General features: G+C 71.6%; 14 protein-coding genes and 2 rRNA genes. 13 read left to right on the top strand and 3 right to left on the bottom strand.

Going from position 1 to position 18764, the window contains the following annotated elements; translation table 11 throughout:
- Positions 1 to 243: 243 nt before the first annotated feature.
- The 4 genes from DDW44_RS07365 (at position 244) to DDW44_RS07350 (ending at position 5673) form a co-directional block, all read left to right on the top strand.
- Positions 244 to 3368: ribosomal RNA gene (locus DDW44_RS07365) — 23S ribosomal RNA — on the top strand.
- Between the two features lie 105 nt (positions 3369 to 3473).
- Positions 3474 to 3590, top strand: a 5S ribosomal RNA gene (gene rrf / locus DDW44_RS07360).
- A gap of 188 nt (positions 3591 to 3778) precedes the next feature.
- On the top strand, positions 3779 to 4876 hold the full coding sequence (locus DDW44_RS32635) for a hypothetical protein (protein ID WP_108905923.1): 1098 nt from the start codon (positions 3779 to 3781) through the stop codon (positions 4874 to 4876).
- Positions 4786 to 5673: a hypothetical protein gene (locus DDW44_RS07350; protein ID WP_341867087.1), complete on the top strand. Its 888-nt coding sequence runs from the start codon at positions 4786 to 4788 to the stop codon at positions 5671 to 5673. The genes DDW44_RS32635 and DDW44_RS07350 overlap by 91 nt, the downstream gene beginning before the upstream one ends.
- A gap of 126 nt (positions 5674 to 5799) precedes the next feature.
- Here DDW44_RS07350 and DDW44_RS07345 read toward each other — a convergent pair whose 3' ends face one another.
- Entirely contained in the window at positions 5800 to 7080 is a 1281-nt protein-coding gene (locus tag DDW44_RS07345; RefSeq protein ID WP_240800678.1) for a DUF1015 domain-containing protein, read from the bottom strand.
- A gap of 123 nt (positions 7081 to 7203) precedes the next feature.
- Between DDW44_RS07345 and DDW44_RS07340 the strand changes: the two genes are divergently transcribed.
- The 4 genes from DDW44_RS07340 to DDW44_RS07325 all read left to right on the top strand — a co-directional run bounded on the left by DDW44_RS07340 (position 7204) and on the right by DDW44_RS07325 (position 11545).
- On the top strand, positions 7204 to 8238 hold the full coding sequence (locus tag DDW44_RS07340) for an HAD-IIA family hydrolase (RefSeq protein WP_018892731.1): 1035 nt from the start codon (positions 7204 to 7206) through the stop codon (positions 8236 to 8238).
- Positions 8239 to 8449: 211 nt separating this feature from the next.
- Entirely contained in the window at positions 8450 to 9511 is a 1062-nt protein-coding gene (locus DDW44_RS07335; RefSeq protein ID WP_167455478.1) for a FecCD family ABC transporter permease, read from the top strand.
- A complete protein-coding gene (locus tag DDW44_RS07330) occupies positions 9508 to 10545 on the top strand; it encodes a FecCD family ABC transporter permease (protein WP_017945261.1) in 1038 nt (345 codons plus the stop codon). Before DDW44_RS07335 ends, DDW44_RS07330 begins: the two co-directional genes overlap by 4 nt.
- A 145-nt stretch (positions 10546 to 10690) precedes the next feature.
- Entirely contained in the window at positions 10691 to 11545 is an 855-nt protein-coding gene (locus tag DDW44_RS07325; RefSeq protein ID WP_051093204.1) for an ABC transporter ATP-binding protein, read from the top strand.
- Between the two features lie 149 nt (positions 11546 to 11694).
- Here DDW44_RS07325 and DDW44_RS07320 read toward each other — a convergent pair whose 3' ends face one another.
- Entirely contained in the window at positions 11695 to 12042 is a 348-nt protein-coding gene (locus DDW44_RS07320) for an SCP2 sterol-binding domain-containing protein (protein WP_026164868.1), read from the bottom strand.
- A gap of 237 nt (positions 12043 to 12279) precedes the next feature.
- On the opposite strand from DDW44_RS07320, the gene DDW44_RS32630 reads away from it, so the two are divergent.
- The 4 genes from DDW44_RS32630 to recN all read left to right on the top strand — a co-directional run bounded on the left by DDW44_RS32630 (position 12280) and on the right by recN (position 16490).
- Entirely contained in the window at positions 12280 to 12543 is a 264-nt protein-coding gene (locus DDW44_RS32630) for a hypothetical protein (protein WP_244224188.1), read from the top strand.
- Between the two features lie 7 nt (positions 12544 to 12550).
- Positions 12551 to 13366, top strand: a complete 816-nt coding sequence (locus DDW44_RS07310) for a TlyA family RNA methyltransferase (RefSeq protein WP_108905918.1) — start codon at positions 12551 to 12553, stop codon at positions 13364 to 13366.
- Complete coding sequence (locus DDW44_RS07305) at positions 13363 to 14304, top strand: NAD kinase (RefSeq protein WP_017945266.1); 942 nt, start codon at positions 13363 to 13365, stop codon at positions 14302 to 14304. The genes DDW44_RS07310 and DDW44_RS07305 overlap by 4 nt, the downstream gene beginning before the upstream one ends.
- Positions 14305 to 14771: 467 nt before the next feature.
- On the top strand, positions 14772 to 16490 hold the full coding sequence (gene recN / locus DDW44_RS07300) for a DNA repair protein RecN (RefSeq protein ID WP_018892738.1): 1719 nt from the start codon (positions 14772 to 14774) through the stop codon (positions 16488 to 16490).
- A gap of 268 nt (positions 16491 to 16758) precedes the next feature.
- Here the strand turns inward: recN and DDW44_RS31985 are convergent, their stop codons facing one another.
- Positions 16759 to 16974 carry a hypothetical protein gene (locus DDW44_RS31985; protein ID WP_167455477.1) on the bottom strand — a complete coding sequence of 72 codons (216 nt, stop codon included), beginning with the start codon at positions 16972 to 16974 and terminating at the stop codon, positions 16759 to 16761.
- A 339-nt stretch (positions 16975 to 17313) separates the two neighbouring features.
- On the opposite strand from DDW44_RS31985, the gene DDW44_RS07295 reads away from it, so the two are divergent.
- Positions 17314 to 18402 carry a glycosyltransferase family 4 protein gene (locus tag DDW44_RS07295; protein WP_108905917.1) on the top strand — a complete coding sequence of 363 codons (1089 nt, stop codon included), beginning with the start codon at positions 17314 to 17316 and terminating at the stop codon, positions 18400 to 18402.
- Positions 18403 to 18764: the final 362 nt, after the last annotated feature.

The following is an 18764-nucleotide window of genomic DNA, read 5'->3' as shown; positions in this document are numbered from 1 at the left end:
TGGGTGGAACGTTGACTACTCGGCACACTCGACCGGTTTCCCCGGTTTCTAGTACTGCTCTTCGGAGCGTGGAACGAGACGGGGGTCGGTGAGGGTGTCGGGCACGCTGTTGGGTGTCTGAGGGCACGGGCCGTTGTGGCTTGTCCCTTGGTACGCCGGCCCCAGTGAACTCCAGCCGTTGGGTTGGGGGTGGTGGGTGGCTGGTCGTTGCTTGAGAACTGCACAGTGGACGCGAGCATCTGTGGCCAAGTTTTTAAGGGCGCACGGTGGATGCCTTGGCACCAGGAACCGATGAAGGACGTGGGAGGCCGCGATAGGCCCCGGGGAGCTGTCAACCGAGCTGTGATCCGGGGGTGTCCGAATGGGGAAACCCGGCAGTCGTCATGGGCTGTCACCCGCTGCTGAACACATAGGCAGTGTGGAGGGAACGAGGGGAAGTGAAACATCTCAGTACCCTCAGGAAGAGAAAACAACCGTGATTCCGGGAGTAGTGGCGAGCGAAACTGGATGAGGCCAAACCGTATGTGTGTGAGACCCGGCAGGGGTTGCGCATGCGGGGTTGTGGGATTGCTCTTTCATCGTCTGCCGGCGATGAGGCGAGTGAGAAACCGTTGATGTAGGCGAAGGGCATGCGAAAGGCCCGGCGTAGAGGGTAAGACCCCCGTAGCTGAAACGTTAGCGGCTCGTTTGAGTTATTCCCAAGTAGCACGGGGCCCGAGAAATCCCGTGTGAATCTGGCGGGACCACCCGCTAAGCCTAAATATTCCCTGGTGACCGATAGCGGATAGTACCGTGAGGGAATGGTGAAAAGTACCGCGGGAGCGGAGTGAAATAGTACCTGAAACCGTGTGCCTACAAGCCGTGGGAGCGTCGGACGTGTCCTTTGGGGTGCGTCTCGTGACTGCGTGCCTTTTGAAGAATGAGCCTGCGAGTTAGCGGTGTGTAGCGAGGTTAACCCGTGTGGGGAAGCCGTAGCGAAAGCGAGTCCGAAGAGGGCGTTTGAGTTGCACGCTCTAGACCCGAAGCGGAGTGATCTAGCCATGGGCAGGTTGAAGCGGAGGTAAGACTTCGTGGAGGACCGAACCCACCAGGGTTGAAAACCTGGGGGATGACCTGTGGTTAGGGGTGAAAGGCCAATCAAACTCCGTGATAGCTGGTTCTCCCCGAAATGCATTTAGGTGCAGCGTCGTGTGTTTCTTGCCGGAGGTAGAGCACTGGATAGGCGATGGGCCCTACCGGGTTACTGACCTTAGCCAAACTCCGAATGCCGGTAAGTGAGAGCGCGGCAGTGAGACTGTGGGGGATAAGCTCCATGGTCGAGAGGGAAACAGCCCAGAGCATCGACTAAGGCCCCTAAGCGTACGCTAAGTGGGAAAGGATGTGGAGTCGCAGAGACAACCAGGAGGTTGGCTTAGAAGCAGCCACCCTTGAAAGAGTGCGTAATAGCTCACTGGTCAAGTGATTCCGCGCCGACAATGTAGCGGGGCTCAAGCGTACCGCCGAAGTCGTGTCATTGCAGCAGGTAGCCCTAACGGGTGCTGTGATGGGTAGGGGAGCGTCGTGTGCCGGGTGAAGCAGCCGTGGAAGCGAGTTGTGGACGGTTCACGAGTGAGAATGCAGGCATGAGTAGCGATACACACGTGGGAAACGTGTGCGCCGATTGACTAAGGGTTCCTGGGTCAAGCTGATCTGCCCAGGGTAAGTCGGGACCTAAGGCGAGGCCGACAGGCGTAGTCGATGGACAACCGGTTGATATTCCGGTACCCGCTTTGAAACGCCCAGTATCGAGCCCATTAATGCTAAGGCCGTGAAGCCGCCGGCTGAGTCTTCGGACGAGGTCGGAGTGGTGGAGCCGCTGACCCGAGGTGGTAGTAGGTAAGCGATGGGGTGACGCAGGAAGGTAGTCCAGCCCGGGCGGTGGTTGTCCCGGGGTAAGGGTGTAGCCCGAGAGATAGGCAAATCCGTCTCTCATGTGGGTGAGACCTGATGCCGAGCCGATTGTGGTGAAGTGGATGATCCTATGCTGTCGAGAAAAGCCTCTAGCGAGTTTCATGGCGGCCCGTACCCTAAACCGACTCAGGTGGTCAGGTAGAGAATACCGAGGCGTTCGGGTGAACTATGGTTAAGGAACTCGGCAAAATGCCCCCGTAACTTCGGGAGAAGGGGGGCCACGCCTGGTGATGAGTCTTGCACTCTGAGCTGGGGGTGGCCGCAGAGACCAGCGAGAAGCGACTGTTTACTAAAAACACAGGTCCGTGCGAAGCCGTAAGGCGATGTATACGGACTGACGCCTGCCCGGTGCTGGAACGTTAAGGGGACCGGTTAGCTCCATTTCGGTGGGGCGAAGCTGAGAACTTAAGCGCCAGTAAACGGCGGTGGTAACTATAACCATCCTAAGGTAGCGAAATTCCTTGTCGGGTAAGTTCCGACCTGCACGAATGGCGTAACGACTTCTCGACTGTCTCAACCATAGGCCCGGTGAAATTGCACTACGAGTAAAGATGCTCGTTTCGCGCAGCAGGACGGAAAGACCCCGGGACCTTTACTACAGTTTGATATTGGTGTTCGGTTCGGCTTGTGTAGGATAGGTGGGAGACTGTGAAGCTTGGACGCCAGTTCAGGTGGAGTCGTCGTTGAAATACCACTCTGGTCGTGCTGGATGTCTAACCTGGGTCCGTGATCCGGATCAGGGACAGTGTCTGATGGGTAGTTTAACTGGGGCGGTTGCCTCCTAAAGGGTAACGGAGGCGCCCAAAGGTTCCCTCAGCCTGGTTGGCAATCAGGTGTTGAGTGTAAGTGCACAAGGGAGCTTGACTGTGAGACCGACGGGTCGAGCAGGGACGAAAGTCGGGACTAGTGATCCGGCGGTGGCTTGTGGAAGCGCCGTCGCTCAACGGATAAAAGGTACCCCGGGGATAACAGGCTGATCTTCCCCAAGAGTCCATATCGACGGGATGGTTTGGCACCTCGATGTCGGCTCGTCGCATCCTGGGGCTGGAGTCGGTCCCAAGGGTTGGGCTGTTCGCCCATTAAAGCGGTACGCGAGCTGGGTTTAGAACGTCGTGAGACAGTTCGGTCCCTATCCGCTGTGCGCGTAGGAGTCTTGAGAAGGGCTGTCCCTAGTACGAGAGGACCGGGACGGACGAACCTCTGGTGTGCCAGTTGTCCTGCCAAGGGCATGGCTGGTTGGCTACGTTCGGGAGGGATAACCGCTGAAAGCATCTAAGCGGGAAGCCTGCTTCGAGATGAGGACTCCCACCCACTTGATGGGGTAAGGCTCCCAGTAGACGACTGGGTTGATAGGCCGGATATGGAAGCCAGGTGACTGGTGGAGTTGACCGGTACTAATAGGCCGAGGGCTTGTCCTCAGTTGCTCGCGTCCACTGTGTTTGTTCTGAAGTTGCGAACATGCCGAGACCGCGTTACCGCCGGTGGTGGGGTGCTGGTCGGCTGGTTCGATGGTTTGATAGGGTTTCGGTGGTCATAGCGTTAGGGAAACGCCCGGTTACATTCCGAACCCGGAAGCTAAGCCTTTCAGCGCCGATGGTACTGCAGGGGGGACCCTGTGGGAGAGTAGGACGCCGCCGAACAATCTTTCAGGACCCGTGGTCCCAGCGTTCAGCTGGGACCACGGGTCCTTTTGTTTTGCATGTTTCCCGAAGCGCGTCGGCCGGCCGACTGCGCGAGAATTGACTGCGGTACCCAAAGACAGGAGCCTCACCGATGCCCACCAACTCAGCCGACGATCGTCCTGAGCGCGAGCCGCGCCGCCGAGACGGTGGCGGCGATCGGGGCGGCTATCGCGGGGGCCCGCGTCGGGACGACAACCGTGGGGGCGGTTACCGCCGCGACGACCGCGGTGGACCGCGTCGCGACGATCGAGCCCGCGGTGGCTCCTTCCCCCGCGACGACCGTGGTTACGGACGTCGTGACGACCGCCGGGACGACGGCCGTGACGGCCGCTTCCCTCGTGACGAGCGTGCCTATGGGCGTCGTGACGATCGGCGTGATGACCGTCGTGATGAGCGTGGGCCGCGTCGTGACGATGAGCGTGGTGGTTTCCGTCGTGAGGGCCGCGGCGGCTACGAGGGCCGTGGTGGTTACGGCGGTCCGCGTCGTGACGACGACCGCGGCGGTTACGGGCGTCGTGACGATCGGCGTGATGACCGCGGCGGTTCTGGGCGTCGTGACGATCGGCCGCGTGGGCCGCGTGGTGATGACGACCGTGGTGGTTTCCGTCGTGAGGGCCGCGGCGGCTATGAGAGCCGTGGTGGTTACGGCGGTCCGCGTCGTGACGACGACCGCGGCGGCTTCCGTCGCGATGACCGTCGTGATGAGCGTGGGCCGCGTCGTGATGACGACCGTGGTGGTTTCCGTCGTGAGGGCCGCGGCGGCTATGAGAGCCGTGGTGGCTACGGCGGTCCGCGTCGTGACGACGACCGCGGCGGTTACGGGCGCCGCGACGGTCGGCGTGATGACCGCGGCGGTTATGGGCGCCGTGATGAGCGTCGTGATGAGCGTGGGCCGCGCGGTGACGACGATCGCGGTGGCTTCCGTCGTGATGACCGTCGTGATGAGCGTGGGCCGCGTCGTGACGAGAGGCCGCGTGGGCCGCGACGGGATGACGACCGCGGTGGCTACGGGCGGCCCCGCGGGGGCGATCGTGCCGGTGGCGACCGTGGAGGGTACGGTCGCCGGGACGATCGGCGTGACGACCGGGGGAGGGACAGGGACCGGGAGCCGATCAAGCGGCTGCCGATTCCCGAGGACGTCACCGGTGAGGAGATCGACAAGGACGTCCGCCAGGAGCTGCAGAGCCTGCCCAGGACGCTCGCCGAGGACGTCGCGAGGAACCTCGTCATGGTCGCGCGGCTGATCGACGAGGAGCCGGAGCAGGCGTACGGGTACTCCCGCGTGGCGCTGCGGCTCGCGTCCCGGGTGGCCGCGGTGCGGGAGGCCGCAGGGTTCGCCGCCTACGCGACCCAGCGGTACCCGGAGGCGCTGGCGGAGTTCCGTGCCGCGCGCCGGATGACCGGCGGTGTCGAGCTCTGGCCCGTCATGGCCGACTGCGAGCGCGGCATGGGCCGGCCCGAGCGGGCGCTGGCGATGGCCGGTGAGGCCGAGGTGCAGAAGCTCGACAAGGCCGGCCAGGTCGAGATGCGGCTCGTCGCCGCGGGTGCCCGCCGGGACATGGGTCAACTGGACGCGGCCATCGTGACGCTGCAGAGCCCCGAACTGGCGTCGAACGCGGTGCAGCCGTGGACCGCGCGGCTTCGGTACGCGTACGCCGACGCACTTCTGGCCGCCGACCGGGAGACCGAGGCGCGCGAGTGGTTCGCGAAGGCCGTCGAGGCGGACAAGGACGGTTCGACCGACGCCTCCGACCGGCTTGCCGAGCTGGACGGCGTGGAGTTCGTCGATGCGCTGGCCGACGCCGACGCCGACGCCGACGCCGACGCCGACGCCGGCAACGGCGACGGGGCGGCGGACGCCGGGACCGACGAGCCCGCCGGGAACGCTGACGGTGCCGAGGGTGCCGAGGGTGCCGAGGGTGCCGCCGTACGCAACCCGGGCGACGGTGCTCCCGCCGCCCCGTCCGAAGGCGCAACGGCCGAATCCGCAACTCCCGCAAGCTCCACGGGAGATGACCAGGACGGCGGCGGCAGGGCCTGATCCCGCGTCGCCGACGGAGGGCACGCACGACGACCGAGGGCCCGGCGCCCGAGCGGAACAGCTCGGGCGCCGGGTCCTCCTCGTACCGAGCCTCTCCTCGCCCTGCGCCCGGCGTGCCGGGGTCCGTCAGTCCAGGCTCAGGCTGCGCAGTACCAGTCCCGTCGCCGGCTTCGGGCCGAAGGACGTCGACTTGCGGGGCATCGTGACACCCTGCCGGGCCAGGTCCCGCACGACCTCCTCGCGTACGGGGTGCATCAGCACGGCTGTGCCACCTCGGCGCTCCGCCTGGACCACCGCGGCCTCCGTGTCGTGGATGTAGGTGATCTGCTCGGGCGAGTCCGGGATGTGCCAGATCCGCTCCAGCAGGGTGGCGTGGAGCACGGTCGCGTCGAGCCGGCGCCAGGCGTCCGGGCGGTCGGCCGGGACCGTACGCTCCAGGAGCGCGGGGTCGGGCCGGTCGATCAGATGGAAGCGGCCGTCCCCGGCGAGAACGTACGCGTTGCCCTCGCCGACGGCCTCCGCCAGGGCGCCGAGGGCGTGCGACAGCGGCCCGTCGATCCGGCGTACCCGGAACAGCCCGTCCACCGCGGCGAGCGCGTCCGCGACCGGCAGCCGGTTCAGCAGCCGGTGGATGGCCCTGACCTGGAGGGGATAGCGGGCGGTGTCGATGAGCAGGACCAGGCCGTAGCTCCAGGCACCGGGCGTGCGTTGCTCGTCGCGGAGCTGGAGGTAGGTGGCCCAGCGGTGGTGGCCGTCGGCGATCAGCGCCTGCTGGCGGGCCAGGTCGGCGGCGATGTCGGCGAGGTCGCCGGCGTCGGTGACCGACCAGAGGCGGTGGCTGAACCCGTCCTCGGTGGTCGTCGACAGCAGGGGTTCCTCGTGGATGACGCGTTCGATGACCGCGCTCGCCCCGTTCGCGGGACCCTCGCTGCGGTAGGTCAGCAGCAGCGGTTCGAGATTGGCGCCGGTGGTGCGCATCAGGTCCGTGCGGTCGGCCACCACGTGCGGCATCACGTCCTCGTGCGGGAGGACGACGCCCTCCTCGGGGGCGGAGAGGGCCAGCGCCCCGATGATGCCGCGCTGCAGGATGACGCCCCGGCGCTGCTCGTAGACGTACAGCGCGGGCTGCGGGTCGGGGGCGAGGACGCCCTCGGCGACCCAGCGTTCGAGGGTCTCGGCGGCCTGTTCGTGGCGCGCGCTGGCGGTCGCCGCCTGGGGGAGGATCAGCCGGACGATGTTGTACGGGTCCGCGGACTCGAGATGGTGCAGCCCGTCGGGCCGTACGACGACGTCGTAGGGGGGCGAGGTCACCGCGGCGAGGCTGCCGACCCGCTCGGGGACGTAGCGGAGTCCACGGAACGGGACCATGTGCAGACCCTCGGCTGCCCTGTCACCTCGCGCGCTCATTGGTGCATCGTATGTGGCCGGTGGGATGAGCGATGATCGGGGGAGCGCGCGAGATCGGGGCGCGCCACGGATCGAGGGCTCCGGCCGGGTGGACCGGGAGCCGGGAGTGAGGAGCGGAGCGGCATGGGTGAGCAGGGCGGAACCAGGCCGGGCGGCAGCGCGCGGCCGCTCAGCGAGGTGTACGACACGGCTCTGCTCGACCTCGACGGGGTGGTGTACGCCGGAGGGGAGCCCGTGCCGCACGCGGTGGCGTCCCTGCGGACGGCGCGCGACGGCGGGATGCATCTGGCGTACGTCACGAACAACGCCCTGCGCACGCCGGAGGCGGTGGCGGCGCACCTCACCGAACTGGGCGTGCCCGCGCAGGCCCACGATGTGATCACCTCGGCACAGGCCGTGGCCCGGCTGATCGCCGAACAGGTCCCGGCGGGTTCGCGGGTGCTCGTCATCGGCGGTGAGGGGCTGCGGGTGGCGCTGCGCGAGCGCGGTCTGGAGCCGGTGGACTCGGCGGACGACGACCCGGCGGCCGTGGTCCAGGGGTACGGCGGCCCGGAGCTGACGTGGGGCCGGCTCGCCGAGGCGTCGTACGCGGTGGCGCGCGGGGTGCCGTGGTTCGCGTCGAACACGGACCTGACGATCCCGAGTGCGCGGGGGATCGCGCCGGGGAACGGCGCGGCGGTCGAGGCCGTGCGGATCGCGACCGGCCGCCGGCCGCAGGTCGCGGGGAAGCCGCTGCCGCCGATGCACCGGGAGACGGTCCTGCGGACCGGCGCCGAGCGGCCACTGGTGATCGGGGACCGGCTCGACACCGACATCGAGGGCGCGTTCAACGGCGGGGTGGACTCGCTGCTGGTGCTGACGGGGGTGACGGACCCGGCGCAGCTGCTGCGTGCGGAGCCGAAGCACCGGCCGACCTACGTGGACGAGGACCTGAGGGGGCTGCTCACCGGACAGCCCGAGGTGAGGTCCGCCGGTTCAGGTGAGGGGTTCGCCTGCGGTGGCTGGACGGCATCCGTGCGGGGGGACGCGCTGGTGATCGACGGGGACGGCGGGCGGCTCGACGGGCTGCGGGCACTGTGTGCGGCGGCGTGGACGTATGCGGGGGACGGGGACCGGTCGCCCGAGGCGGGGAAGGCCCTGGCCCGGCTGGGCTGGTGAACGGACACGGGGGACCGGGGCCGGTTGCCGGGAGGCCGGGAAGGCGCCGGCCGGTGAACGCACCGGTGAACGCACCGGAGGGCGGGGCCGGCGGGGAGGGGCGGGTCGCCGCAGGCGGGGAAGACACCGGCCGGTGAGCGGACGCGGCGGGATGGGACCCGGATCGCTCCCCCCGGCAGGGCGAGTTGGCAGGGTAGGCTAACCTAACCGCGTGTTGGTCGACAGTCCTCCCGAACAGAGCGCGGACCGGACGGCCGCGGCATCCGCGCCCGAGCCGGGTGGGCGCCATGCGCTGCGCGCGGCCGGTCTGCTGCTCGCCGTCGCCGTCCTGATACTGGTCTGTGTCGCGAGCATCGCGATCGGTGCCAAGCCGGTACCGGTCGCCGATGTGTGGCACGGGCTCTTCCAGAACACCGGTACCGGCAACGACGTGGTGATCCGCGATGTCCGGGTGCCGAGGACGGTGCTCGGCCTTCTGGTGGGCGTCGCCCTGGGCCTCTCCGGTGCGGTGATGCAGGCGCTGACCCGCAATCCGCTCGCCGAGCCCGGTCTGCTCGGGGTCAACGCGGGCGCGGCCGCCGCGGTCGTCACGGCCATCAGCTTCCTCGGGGTCACCTCGATCTCCGAGTACGTGTGGTTCGCCCTTCTCGGCGCCGGCGTGGTCTCGGTGGCCGTGTACGTGCTGGGCGGCAGTCGCGGTGCCACGCCGGTACGGCTCGCGCTCGCCGGTACGGCCGCCACGGCCGCGCTGTTCGGCTATGTCAACGCCGTGCAGCTGCTGGACTCGGCGGCCCTGGACCGGCTGCGCTTCTGGACCGTCGGCTCGCTCGCCTCGGCCGATCCCGCGACGATCGGCAAGGTGACGCCCTTCATCGCCGCCGGGGTGGTGCTGGCCCTGCTGATCGCCCGGCCGCTCAACGCAATGGAGATGGGCGAAGACACCGCCCGTGCCCTGGGCGCCCATGTCAACCGGACCCGGGTGCTGGCCATGGTCGCGGTCACCCTGCTGTGCGGTGCGGCGACCGCCGCCTGCGGGCCCATCGTGTTCATCGGGCTGATGGTCCCGCATCTCGTCCGGGCCGTCACCGGCCCCGACATGCGGTGGATCCTGCCGTACGCCGCCGTGCTGTCGCCCGTGCTGCTGCTCGGGTCGGACGTCGTCGGCCGGATGGTCGCCCGTCCCTCGGAGCTGCAGGTCGGCGTGGTCACCGCGTTCATCGGCGGACCCGTGTTCATCCATCTCGTACGGCGCAAGAGGATGGCGCAGCTGTGAAGGCCGTGAAGGCGATACGCACCCCGGGCGGGCTGTCCGTGCGGGTGGACCCGAGGGCGGCCCTCGCCGTCCTGCTGCTGCTGGCCGCCGCGCTGGCCGCCGCCGTCGTGCTCGTCGGCAGCGGTGACTTCCCGATGGCGCCCGGCGAGGTCGTCGCCACCCTGCTCGGCGACGGCACAGCCGCGCAGGAGTTCATCGTCCGGGACGTACGGCTGCCGCGGGTCCTGGTGGCGCTGCTGGTCGGTGCGGCGCTCGCGGTCGGCGGGGCGCTCTTCCAGTCCATCTCGCGCAATCCGCTGGGCAGTCCGGACGTGCTCGGATTCGCCCAGGGCTCGAGCGTCGGCGCGCTGACGGTGATCGTGCTGTTCGGGGGCGACGCCTTCGCCACCGCGGGCGGCGCGATGGCCGGCGGACTGGCGACCGGCGCGGCCGTCTACCTCCTCGCCTGGAAGCGGGGCGTGCACGGCTACCGGCTGGTGCTGGTGGGCATCGGCATCGCCGCGATGCTCACCGGCGCCATCCACTACCTCGTCACCAAGGCCGACCTCGTCGACGCCACCCGGGCCGTCACGTGGATGACGGGCTCGCTCGACGGCCTCGACTGGAGCCAGTTCTGGCCGCTGCTCGCCGTCTGCGCGGTGCTCATCCCGCTGTCCCTGGCCTACGGGCGGCCCCTGCGGATGCTGGAGATGGGCGACGACGCCGCGTACGCGCTCGGCATCCGCGTCGAACGGACCCGCGCCGTGCTGATGGGCTCCGCGGTGCTGCTGACCGCCGTCGCCACGGCCGCGGCGGGCCCGATCGTCTTCGTGGCGCTCAGCGCCCCGCAGCTCGCCCGCCGGCTCACCCGCTCGCCCGGTCCGAACGTGGCCGCGAGCGCCGTGCTGGGCGCCGCCCTGCTGGTCGTCGCCGACTGGGTGGCCACCTCGGCGTTCGGCGACCGCCGGCTGCCGGTCGGTGTCGTCACCGGGGTGCTCGGCGGCGTCTACCTGCTCTGGCTGCTCGTCACCGAACGCAAGGCGGGCCGGATATGACGGCCCGGACCGGGGGCCGGATATGACGGCCCAAGCCGGGGGGCCGGACACGGCGGCCCAAGTCGGCGGGCCGGACACGTCGGCCCAGGCCGGGCCCGGCAGCGCCGGGCCGTACCGGACCGAGAAGAACCCCAGGAGTACCTCCATGCAGCGCCTCACCGCGGAGTCGGTCACCCTCGCCTACGACCGGCGGGTGATCGCCGAGGACCTCTCGGTCGCGATACCCGACAACTCGTTCACGGTCATCGTCGGCCCGAACGCGTGCGGGAAGTCCACGCTGCTGCGGGCGCTCTCACGGATGCTGAAGCCCAGTCAGGGCCGGGTGCTGCTGGACGGGCAGACGATCCAGTCCATGCCCGCGAGGAAGGTCGCGCGGACGCTCGGGCTGCTGCCCCAGTCGTCGGTGGCCCCCGACGGCATCACCGTCGGGGACCTGGTGGCCCGGGGCCGGTACCCGCACCAGGGCCTGCTGCGCCAGTGGTCGCAGGAGGACGAGCGGATCGTCCGGGAGTCGATGGCGGCGACCGGGGTCGCCGAACTCGCCGACCGCTATGTCGACGAGCTGTCCGGCGGGCAGCGCCAGCGGGTGTGGATCGCGATGGCGCTGGCGCAGCAGACGCCGCTGCTGCTCCTCGACGAGCCGACCACCTTCCTCGACATCCAGCACCAGCTGGAGGTCCTCGACCTCTGCGCCGAACTGCACGAGACGCAGGGCCGCACGCTCGTCGCGGTGCTGCACGACCTCAACCAGGCGGCGCGCTACGCCACCCATCTGATCGCCATGCGGGGTGGGAGGATCGCCGCGGAGGGTCCGCCGGGGGACGTGGTCACCGCCGGGCTCGTCGAGCGGGTCTTCGGGGTCCGTGCACAGGTCATCGACGACCCGGAGACCGGTACGCCCCTGGTGGTGCCGCTGGCGCGGCGCGGCAGGACGCCGTCGCAGGCCCCGCGGCCGTCCGCTTCCGGCGCGGCCGCGGAGGCGAGTGCGGCCTTGCCCTGAGGCGCGGTGGCGCACCGGCCGCTACGGCGTGTGGTGGCCGCGGCGGTGTACCGGGCACCGGACCGGCGCGGAGGGGGCCGTACCGGCGCGGTGGCCGCGGCGGCGCCGCGGGCGACTGCGGTTGCCCTGGCCGCGGCGGCACTCCGGCACTACAGCAGTGCCCTGAGCCGCAGCAGATCGCGGAAACCCGCCTCGAGCCTGACCCGGCCCGAGGCCCAGGCCTTCGCGAAGTTCAGCCGCCCGTCGACCATCGCGACCAGGTCGTCGCCGGTCATCTCCAGCCGGATGTCGGCCTTCTCCGGGGGCGGTCCGTCGAGCGTGTCGAGGACCGCGATCCGGCCCTCCGCGAGGCGACCGGTGAAGGTGAGGTCCAGGTCCCTGATGTGGCAGCTCAGGGAGCGGTCGAGGGTGGCCGCGCTGCGCACGTCGCCGTCCGCTTTCGCGAGATTGTCCGAAAGTCTGTCGAGTGCGCCGCGGCACTCCTCTGTCGTCGCCATTGTGATCGACGGTACCCCAGGGCTTCGCGGTAGCGTCTGGGCATGAGCGACGCGAACGAGACGCTCCCGGCGGCGCACGAGCCGTACGGGGCGGCGCAGGGCGGTTCCGGGGAGCCGTTCCCGGTGCCCCGCCCCGCGGCGGGCCCGCCGGACGCGCGACACGCCACCGCGCCCGCCGACGGCGCTGCCGTCACCCGGGAGGGCACCGGAACCGCCGTCACCGAGGCCGCCACGGGTATCGCCGTGACCCAGGACGCCACGGGTGCCACCGTCGCGGCCGGGGAGCCGGCGTACGATCCGGCCGCCCCCGCGCCCCTCGGCGTCCAGCGCGTCCCCACCGGCCACGCCGGGGTCGACGCGCACCTCGAGCGGCTGGCCGACGCCGACCACCTCCCCGCGGACGGCCACCTGGAGGTGTACGAGGATGTACACAGAGGGCTGCGCGACACGCTGACCGCGCTGGACGCCCGACCGGACGACTCGCACGACCCCAGGAGCTGAACCGAACGTGGCAGGAGTGGCACGCCGCCGTCTCGACGCCGAGCTGGTACGCCGCAAGCTGGCCCGCTCGCGCGAGCACGCGAGCCAGCTGATCGCGGCGGGCCGGGTGACCGTCGGCGGCAACACCGCCGCCAAGCCCGCCACCCAGGTGGAGACCAGTGCCCCCATCGTCGTCGCCCAGGACGACGGCGACCCCGAGTACGTCTCACGCGGCGGCCACAAGCTCGCCGGCGCCTTCGCGGCGTTCGTGCCGCGGGGCCTGAGGACGGAAGGGCGCAGGGCGCTGGACGCGGGCGCCTCCACGGGCGGGTTCACCGATGTGCTGCTGCGGGCCGGCGCCGCCCATGTCGTCGCCGTCGACGTCGGGTACGGACAGCTGGCCTGGTCGCTCCGCAGCGATGAACGCGTGACGGTCAAGGACCGTACGAATGTCCGTGAGTTGACCCTGGAGGCGATCGGCGGGAAGGCGGTGGACCTGATCGTCGGGGACTTGTCCTTCATCCCGCTGGGCCTGGTGCTGCCCGCGCTGGTGCGCTGCGCGGCGCCCGGCGCCGATCTCGTCCTGATGGTCAAGCCGCAGTTCGAGGTAGGCAAGGAGCGCCTCGGCAGCGGCGGAGTGGTCCGCAGCCCGGAGCTGCGTGCCGAGGCGGTGCGGACCGTGGCGCGACAGGCGGGCGAGCTGGGGCTCGGCGTGCTGGGCGTGACCGCCAGTCCGCTGCCGGGCCCCTCGGGCAATGTCGAGTACTTTCTCTGGCTCCGGGCCGGGGCGCCGGAGCTCGACCCGGCGGACGTCGAGCGCGCAGTGGCGGAGGGGCCGCGTTGACCGATACGAGTGAGACCACCCTGGACGCGCGGGCCCGGACCCGTACCGTCTTCCTGCTGGCCCACACCGGCCGGCCCGCGGCGATCCGCAGCGCCGAACTCGTCGTCCAGGGACTGCTGCGCGCGGGCATCGGGGTGCGGGTGCTCGCCTTCGAGGCCGCCGACCTCCCGCTGCCGCGGTCCGTGGAGACCGTGCCCGAGGCGACGCCGGAGGTGCTCGACGGGTGCGAGCTGCTCATCGTGCTCGGCGGTGACGGCACCCTGCTGCGCGGCGCCGAGTTCGCCCGGGCCTCGGGGGTTCCGATGCTCGGGGTCAACCTGGGGCGGGTCGGGTTCCTCGCCGAGGCGGAGCGGGACGACCTGGACCGGGTCGTCGACCGGGTGGTGAGCCGGGAGTACGAGGTCGAGGAGCGGATGACCGTCGACGTGGTCGTGCGCCGCAACGGCGACATCGTGCACCGTGACTGGGCGCTGAACGAGGCCGCCGTGCAGAAGGTGTCCCCGGAGCGGATGCTGGAGGTCGTCCTGGAGATCGACGGGCGGCCGGTGAGCGGCTTCGGCTGCGACGGCATCGTGTGCGCCACGCCGACCGGGTCGACCGCGTACGCGTTCTCGGCGGGCGGGCCGGTGGTCTGGCCCGAGGTGGAGGCGCTGCTGATGGTGCCGATCAGCGCCCATGCCCTGTTCGCCAAGCCCCTGGTCACCTCGCCGTCGTCGGTCCTGGCGGTCGAGGTGCAGCCCAACACCCCGCACGGTGTGCTGTGGTGCGACGGGCGCCGCGCCGTCGAGCTCCCGGCGGCGGCGCGGGTGGAGGTGCGGCGCGGCAAGGTGCCCGTACGGCTGGCCCGGCTGCACCACGCGTCGTTCACGGACCGGCTGGTGGCGAAGTTCGCGCTGCCGGTCTCGGGCTGGCGGGGCGCCCCGCACGGCGACACCTGACCGGAGCCGTGCGGCGGGACGCCGTACGAGTGCTCGCTGCCGCAAGGGTGCCCGCTGCCGGAAGGGCGCGGGGTGCAGTGCGAGTGCCAGGCGCGGCGGGTGACGGGGCCGGTGGCCCGGGTCGGCGGAGCGTCCCTCGGCACGCCGCCCGCGGTCCCCGGCCCGCCCTGCCGGCACGCTGCCGGTGGCCCTACCCCCGGTCTGCCGTCTCGGAGCCAGACCCTCGCGCGTGCACGGCGCCCTGGGGGCCAGGCTCCTCGCGTGTGCCTGCCGCCCCCGTGGCCAGGGCCCTCGTGCCGGCCCGGCGGCCCTCGTGCCGTCCCGCCGCGACGGGGTCCGCCCGCCCCCGCGCCGGCCACCCCCACGGGTGATGAGGGGCGCGCCGACCTGCGGATGCGTACCCGGGAGGCGGGGGCCGTCGCACACCCGGCCCCGGACCTCGTAAGGTCTTCCCCGTGTTGGAGGAGATGCGGATACGGTCGCTCGGGGTCATCGACGACGCCGTCGTCGAGCTGTCGCCGGGGTTCACGGCGGTCACCGGTGAGACCGGTGCGGGCAAGACCATGGTCGTCACCAGCCTCGGGCTGCTGCTCGGCGGGCGCGCCGACCCCGCCCTCGTACGGATCGGCGCCAGGTCGGCCGTCGTGGAGGGGCGGGTCAGCGTACCCGCGGGGGCTCCCGTGGCCGTACGGGCCGAGGAGGCGGGCGCCGAACTCGACGACGGGGCGCTGCTGATCAGCCGGACGATCTCCGCGGAGGGCCGCTCCCGGGCGCACCTCGGCGGGCGTTCGGTTCCGGTCGGCATGCTGACCGAGCTGGCCGACGAGCTCGTGGCCGTCCACGGGCAGACCGACCAGCAGGGGCTGCTGAAGCCCGCCCGCCAGCGGCAGGCCCTGGACCGGTACGCGGGGGACGCGGTCGCCGGGCCGCACGCCGAGTACGCGGCCGCGTACCGGCGGCTGAAGGCCGTCTCCGCCGAGCTGGCCGAACTCACCACCCGCGCCCGCGAGCGTGCCCAGGAAGCCGACCTGCTGCGCTTCGGGCTGAACGAGGTCGCGGCCGTGGAACCGCGGGCCGGTGAGGACGTGGAGCTGGCCGCCGAGGCCGAGCGGCTGGGGCACGCCGAGGCCCTCGCCTCCGCCGCCTCCGTGGCGCACGCGGCGCTCGCCGGGAACCCGGAGGACCCCGAGGGCGTCGACGCGGCCACGCTCGTCGCCGGAGCCGGACGGGCCCTGGACGCCGTACGTGCGCACGATCCGGCGCTGGCCGCGCTCGCCGACCGGATGGGCGAGATCTCCATTCTGCTCGCCGACGTCGCGGGCGAACTCGCCGGGTACGCCGACGACCTCGACGCCGATCCGCTGCGGCTCGCGGCGGTCGAGGAGCGGCGATCCGCGCTCGGCGGGCTCACCCGCAAGTACGGAGAGGACATCGCCGCCGTCCTGGCCTGGGCCGAGGACGGCGCCGCCCGGCTGACGGAACTCGAGGGCGACGACGACCGGATCGGCGAGCTGACGGCGGAACGCGACGCCCTGCGCACCGAACTGTCCGGCCTCGCCCAGGCGCTGACGGACGCCCGTACGGCTGCGGCGGCCCGGTTCGCGGAGGCGGTGACGGCGGAGCTGGCGCACCTCGCGATGCCGCACGCGCGCGTCACGATCGCCGTACGCCAGACCGACGACCCCGAGGGTGTCGAGGTCGGCGGGCGGACCGTCGCCTACACGTCGTCGGGCGCCGACGAGGTCGAGCTGCTGCTCGCCCCGCACCCGGGCGCGCAGCCGCGGCCGATCGCCAAGGGCGCGTCCGGCGGAGAGCTCTCGCGCGTGATGCTGGCGGTGGAGGTCGTCTTCGCGGGCACCGACCCGGTGCCGACGTACCTCTTCGACGAGGTCGACGCGGGCGTCGGCGGCAAGGCTGCGGTGGAGATCGGCCGGCGCCTCGCCAAGCTCGCGAAGTCCGCGCAGGTGGTCGTGGTGACGCACCTGCCGCAGGTGGCGGCGTTCGCGGACCGGCAGTTGCTGGTCGAGAAGACCGACGACGGATCGGTGACCCGGTCCGGCGTCACGGTCCTCCAGGGAGAGGACCGGGTGCGCGAGCTGTCCCGGATGCTCGCCGGCCAGGAGGACTCGGAGACGGCGCGGGCGCACGCGGAGGAACTGCTGGCGACGGCGCGCGCGGAGGTCTGAGCGCGCGCCCGGGACCGGACGCGCGGGAGGTCCGGGCACGAGGCCCGGGACCGGACGTGCCCGGTGGCCCCGCCGGGGCGTCCCCGTGCCGCGGCGCCCTTCCTGCCGAAGCAGCGTGCCGAAGCGGGTCCGGCAGGGTGGTTCCGTGCCGGACCGGCGTACGCACCGGTTGCCCGGGAGCGGGCGACGACCGATCGAGTACCGGTCCTGGCAGGCCGGGAGGACCGGCCCTCGCGCGAACTCCGGACGCTCCCGCTCCGGACCCTGCTCAGGATGCGGCCCGTATGCCCGGCCACGTGGGCCCGCGCTGCAGGACGCGCTCCACGACGGCCGTGCGGCCGAAGACCCCGCCCGTGGCCGGCTCTGCGAGCTCGTCGACGGCCTGCGGCCGGAGCTGGGCAGGTACGTCGCGGACGCGCTGGCCACAGGGGCGGCGGCGACCGTCTCCCCGGCCGTGCTCGCCCTCGTGCAGCGGGTGACTCATCGCAGGGACGAGTTCCTGCGCTCGTTCGACGCGACGGGCCCGTGGGGCCGGGCGGCGGGATCGTGACGGTCGCCCGGGTGGTGTACGGCGCGGGGGCGGGCGCGCGCGCCGCGCCGTGCGCGGTCGGAGCGCGCCAATGACGCCCGAGGCTTGCCGGGGACTTCGGGCGCGCACGCCTCCCACCCGGCAATCAGGTCGCGGAACCGTTTCGGACGTGCGGATGGCAGCCCGTGTGCGCTCACCCGTGTGGGTGATACGCGTGGGGCCGTTGAGGCCGCGGACACGGGAACGACATCCCGGCGGTGCCGGAACGTGCGTACGGACTGGCATCCTTGGCGCGTGACACAGCTGCGTACGGTCCAGGTACTGGGCGGCGGCAGCGCGGGCAGCAGCGCTCACGTCAGGTCACTGGCCGGGGGCCTGGTGGCGAGGGGAGTGGGGGTGACCGTGTGCGCGCCCGCACCCCTGGAGCAGGCATACGACTTCCCCGGCGCCGGGGCGCGGTTCGTGCCCGTGCCGCGCCGCAGCGACCCGGCGGCGGTCGGGGCGCTCCGGGCGGCGTGCGCGGGAGCGGACGTCGTCCACGCCCACGGCCTCGACGCCGCGGTGCGGACCTCCCTGGCGATCAGCGGACGGCCCGTGCCGCTGGTGGTCACCCTGCACACCCGGCCCCGGACCGCGGGGGCGCGCGGCAGGGTGACGCGGATGCTGGAGCGGAGGGTGGCGAGGGCGGCGGCGGTCGTGCTCGGTACGTCGTCCGAGCTGGTGGACCGGGCCCGGAGCCGCGGCGCGCGCGATGCCCGCCTGGCCCCCGTGGCCGTGCCGTCCCCGCACCCGGACCGTCCGGAGAGCAAGATGCGGGCCGAACTGGGCGCGGTCGAGCGGCCGTTGCTGACGGCCGTCGGCAGGCTCGAACGCGGTCGCGGTCACGGCACCCTGCTCGACGCGTCCCACCGGTGGCTCGGGCTCGACCCCGTTCCGCTGGTCGCGATCGCGGGGGAGGGGCGGGAACGCGCCGCGCTGCAGCGGCGCATCGACGGGGAGGGCCTGCCGGTCCGCCTCCTCGGCCATCGCGACGACGTCGGCGAACTGCTGGCGGTGTCGGATCTCGCGCTGCTCCCGAGCAGGTGGGAGGCCCGCTCGCTGCTCGCCCAGGAGGCACTCCGGCTGGGGGTGCCGCTGGTGGCGACCCGGGTGGGCGGAACGCCCGAACTCGTCGGCACGGCAGCCGAGTTCGTGCCGTACGGGGATGCCGTGGCCCTGGCCGCCGCGGTCAGCCGGCTGCTGGCGGAACCCGACCGGCGCCGCCGGCTCGCGGCGGAGGGACTCGCCCAGGCGGCGACCTGGCCGACGGAGGACGAGACCGTCGCCCAGGTCCTGAGCATCTACGACGAACTCACCCAGCCGGCCCGCCCGCGTATGCCCTGACGGCGACCGCCGCGCCGGAGCCGCGTTCGCCGACGGCGTGGAGGAACTCCTCGCCGAGGAGGGGCTCACCGTCGGCGAGCGCCCGCTCCCCCGGCCCGGGGAACCCCGCCGAGGCGCCCGCGGCCCGGCGCGCCCCGCTCCGCCGCAGCGGACGTCCGGCCCTCCGCTGCGGCGGACGCGGACGTCCGGCCCTCCGCTGCGGCGGACGAGGACGGGTCGGCCTCCCGCTTCGGCGGACGCTGATGGCCGGCCACCGCCCCGGCGGACGCGGACATCCGGCCCCCGCCGGGCGGACGCGCACCTCCACCCCACCGGCGGCGGCTCCCGGCGGCGTCCCTCCCGGGCTGCGGCCCCTGCCCCCG

Origin of the sequence: Streptomyces tirandamycinicus (assembly GCF_003097515.1) — a bacterium.
Lineage (GTDB): Bacteria > Actinomycetota > Actinomycetes > Streptomycetales > Streptomycetaceae > Streptomyces > Streptomyces tirandamycinicus.
This window is presented reverse-complemented; position numbering and strand designations above follow the sequence as displayed.

Excerpts from the sequence above, each read along its gene's own strand:
- DDW44_RS07320 (WP_026164868.1), bottom strand. The coding sequence starts at position 12,042 with ATGGCGACGACAGAGGAGTGCCGCGGCGCACTCGACAGACTTTCGGAC.
- recN (WP_018892738.1), top strand. The coding sequence starts at position 14,772 with ATGCGGATACGGTCGCTCGGGGTCATCGACGACGCCGTCGTCGAGCTG.
- DDW44_RS07345 (WP_240800678.1), bottom strand. The coding sequence starts at position 7,080 with ATGAGCGCGCGAGGTGACAGGGCAGCCGAGGGTCTGCACATGGTCCCG.
- DDW44_RS31985 (WP_167455477.1), bottom strand. The coding sequence starts at position 16,974 with ATGAGTCACCCGCTGCACGAGGGCGAGCACGGCCGGGGAGACGGTCGC.
- DDW44_RS07325 (WP_051093204.1), top strand. The coding sequence starts at position 10,691 with ATGCAGCGCCTCACCGCGGAGTCGGTCACCCTCGCCTACGACCGGCGG.
- DDW44_RS07340 (WP_018892731.1), top strand. The coding sequence starts at position 7,204 with ATGGGTGAGCAGGGCGGAACCAGGCCGGGCGGCAGCGCGCGGCCGCTC.